This window comes from Pseudoalteromonas haloplanktis ATCC 14393 (assembly GCF_000238355.1).
GTDB classification, from domain to species: Bacteria; Pseudomonadota; Gammaproteobacteria; order Enterobacterales; family Alteromonadaceae; genus Pseudoalteromonas; species Pseudoalteromonas haloplanktis.
Genome location: NZ_AHCA01000032.1, coordinates 1 through 3,738, shown reverse-complemented (window position 1 = coordinate 3,738; position 3,738 = coordinate 1). Strand labels below are relative to the sequence as shown.

Genomic DNA, 3,738 nt, shown 5'->3' with positions numbered 1-3,738 from the left:
TACACTGATGTCGACCGCGCTGTGATTGGGGGGATTACTCCGGCCGCGGAACCGATTTTGTTACCGACCCACAAAGAGCTGGCTGCGGACTATTTTTGTCAACGCCGTGAAGTGGGCATTATTAATATCGGTGGCGAAGGGGTGATTACCGTTGATGGCACAGACTACCCAATGAACAACCGTGACAGTCTATACATTGCGAAAGAAAGCCAAGACGTGGTGTTTGCATCGAAGGATACAGCGAACCCAGCAAAGTTCTATTTAGCGTCGTATCCTGCACACCGTGTTACGAAGACTGTGCACGTACCAAAAAGCAAAGCGAAGTGCATTGAACTTGGCTCTCAAGAGACCTCGAATGAGCGCACGATATTCCAATCAATTCGCCCAGGTATTGTGGATAGCTGTCAATTAGTGATGGGTATTACCGAGCTTAAAAAAGGCAGTGTATGGAATACAAAACCACCGCACACACACTTTAGACGCACCGAAGTGTATATGTACTTTGACTTACCAAAAGATGAAAAAATCTTTCATTTAATGGGTGAGCCAACGGAAGTGCGCACATTACCGATAGAAAGTGAAGTGGCAATTGCGTCACCGAGTTGGTCAATCCACAGTGGTGTGGGTACATCTAACTACACGTTCATTTGGGCGATGGGTGGAGAAAACCAAGAATTTGATGACATGGACCACATCCAGGTGAGTGCATTACGTTAATCAGATGATGCATTGTAACTAAGCGCTCGCCTGCCACCCGCTGGCGACCGCCAGCAGTGATACCCCAAACACGCCAGACTTGGTAAGCACTCACACAGTGAGTGTGTTTGGGCGACCCAATTTGCCCACTCAGTGGGTATAAAAAACAGTATCCGGCATTCATTGCTGGAGACATTGTTGCACCCTAAATTTAGGAATGAGGAAAATTTATGGCCAAAATAGCCTGTTTAAAAGAGGCTGCCGCGACTGAGCGGCGGTGCGCGTTATTACCCGCGAATGTTAAAGCGTATGCGCTGCTAGGAGCAGACGTGATTGTTGAATCAGGATTGGGTGAAGGGATTTTCATCAGCGATGACGAGTATGCCAGTGCAGGGGCTACGGTTCTGAATGACCGCGCTGAGATTTTAGCGCAAGCGGATGTGATTTTATCGGTTGATAAGTTACCGGCCGAGGATATTGTGCACGCAAAAAACAAAACGGTCATTAGCTTTTTAGACCCGTTTAATAGCCATGCGTATGTGGACTTACTGTGCGAGCACCAGGTAACCAGCTTTAGTATGGAAATGATACCGCGCAGTACGCGTTGCCAAAAAATGGATGCGTTGAGCTCTCAAGCTAGTTTGGCGGGGTATGTGATGGTGACGAAAGCGATTGCGGAATTACCGAGTATTTTACCGATGATGATGACCGCAGCGGGCACAATTAAGCCAGCGAAAGTGTTTATTATCGGCGCAGGTGTGGCGGGGTTACAAGCTATTGCGACGGCAAAACGTTTAGGTGCGGCGGTGACCGCCTTTGATACACGCTCAGTGGTTGCAGAGCAAGTACGTTCGTTAGGTGCAAAGTTCTTAGACATTGATTTAGGTGAAACGGGTCAAACAGCCCAAGGGTATGCGCAAGCACTTAGCCCAGAGCAAATGGCAAAACAACAAGCGGCGCAAGCGCAGTGTATTGCACAATCAGACATTGTTATCACGACAGCACAATTGTTTGGTCGAAAACCGCCGGTGTTAATCAATCATGACACCATTAAACAAATGAAAGCGGGCTCAGTGATTGTGGATATGGCAGCCGAAAGTGGTGGCAATGTTGCAGGGTCTGTTGCGGGTGACACCACAGTGATTGAGGGAGTAAAAATCATCGGCACGGGGAATTGGTCAAACGAAGTGGCGCTCAATGCCTCACAAATGTACGCCAATAACTTGTTTAACCTAGTCAGTGAATTTTGGCAAAAAGACAGCAACACCTATGCGATAGATTTAGAGGACGACATTCAAAAGAGTGCCGTTATTACGCATCAAGGTCACATTACAAATCAGACAATCAGTGAGTTACGCGCGCAACAAGACACGCATGCAATGGAGCAAGCATCATGACCGGTATCTACCTTTTATTCATCTTAATGTTATCTATTTTTGTGGGCTTTGAGCTTATTCGTAAAGTACCGGCCACCTTGCATACGCCACTGATGTCAGGTGCGAATGCGATATCGGGTATTACCGTGATTGGGGCCTTGAGTTTAGCGGGCGGTGGATCACATCAGTTAGCGACCTGGTTAGGCGCACTGGCGGTGATGTTGGCGACGGTGAATGTGGTGGGGGGTTACTTAGTGACAGACCGCATGCTTGCCATGTTTAAAAAGCGCTAGGAGAAAATGATGAGCGATTTTTCAATATTAATTAACGCCACGTATGTGGTGTGTGCACTGTTGTTTATTTTTGGTTTAAAACTGTTGAGCCATCCTTCTACTGCACGAAAAGGGAACTTGTTATCGGGCTTAGCGATGTTAATCGCCGTGGTGGTAACGTTACTTGATAAGCAGATAATCTCGTTTGAGTTTATTTTAGGGGCGATTATTGTGGGCTCAGCAATCGGGGTGATTGCAGCGAAGAAAGTTGAGATGACCTCGATGCCCGAGTTGGTGTCGTTGTTTAATGGTGTGGGTGGTTTAGCGAGTTTAGCGGTGGCGTATGCGGCCATAGTGAATGATGCGTCTGCCAGTGTATTTGTGCTGATAGTGAGCTTTTTAGCATTGCTTATAGGTGCCGTAACGTTCTCAGGCAGTGTGGTTGCGTGGGCGAAGTTAAGTGAACGTATTGTGGGTCGTCCGATTGTTTTTAAAGGACAAGCGATTGCGAATGTTGTACTTATTCTAGCGATAGCGGCATCAGGTTATTTATTAGTGACGGAGCCGGCGATAACGACGTGGCACTATGTGGCCATTGGTTTGGCGCTATTAATGGGGGTGATGTTAGTACTGCCCATTGGTGGTGCGGATATGCCGGTGGTGATTTCATTGCTGAACAGTTACTCGGGGTTAGCAGCGTGTGCGGCGGGCTTTGCACTGGAGAACAACTTACTGATTGTGGCCGGTGCGTTGGTGGGAGCCAGCGGTATCATTTTAACGAATATCATGTGTAAAGCGATGAACCGTTCATTAGTGAATGTATTGACGTCAGGCTTTCAAAAAGTGCACACGAATGAAATGAAAATCGAGGGTGAAATTAAACCATTAAGCCCAGATGATGCCTTTTATGTACTAGAAGCGGCGCAATCAGTCTTGGTTATCCCGGGTTACGGTATGGCAGTGGCACAAGCGCAACACACGATGAAAGAGTTGCAAGCATTGTTGGAAAACAAGGGTGCTGAGGTTGCGTATGCGATCCACCCGGTAGCAGGGCGAATGCCGGGGCACATGAATGTACTGCTAGCCGAGGCGGATGTGTCGTACGAACAGCTATTTGAAATGGATGAAATCAACCCACGTATAGAAGGATTTGATGTGGCGATAGTGATAGGTGCGAATGACGTAGTCAACCCAGCGGCACGGGAGATGGTTGGGAGTCCGATTTATGGTATGCCGGTGATAAATGCGGATTTAGCGAAGAACGTGTTTGTACTCAAGCGTGGAATGGCGACGGGGTTTGCGGGTGTTGATAACCCGTTATTCTTTAAGCCGAATTGTCGAATGATATTTGGTGATGCAAAAGAAACATTGAATAGTCTTGTGCGTCAATTTGC

Annotated in this window: 4 protein-coding genes; all 4 read left to right on the top strand. The window is 47.5% G+C overall.

The features are described from left to right. Nucleotides 1-717 (top strand): 5-dehydro-4-deoxy-D-glucuronate isomerase (gene kduI, locus PHAL_RS0122485; protein WP_016710686.1); only part of this gene is annotated, 717 nt, incomplete at its 5' end. A 209-nt stretch (nt 718-926) separates the two neighbouring features. After that, nucleotides 927-2,093, top strand: coding sequence for an NAD(P) transhydrogenase subunit alpha (locus PHAL_RS0122480; protein ID WP_016710685.1), 1,167 nt, complete (start codon nt 927-929; stop codon nt 2,091-2,093). After that, complete coding sequence (locus PHAL_RS0122475; protein ID WP_016710684.1) at nt 2,090-2,365, top strand: NAD(P) transhydrogenase subunit alpha; 276 nt, start codon at nt 2,090-2,092, stop codon at nt 2,363-2,365. Before PHAL_RS0122480 ends, PHAL_RS0122475 begins: the two co-directional genes overlap by 4 nt. Nucleotides 2,366-2,374: 9 nt before the next feature. Beyond that, nucleotides 2,375-3,738 (top strand): NAD(P)(+) transhydrogenase (Re/Si-specific) subunit beta (locus PHAL_RS0122470; protein WP_016710683.1); only part of this gene is annotated, 1,364 nt, incomplete at its 3' end.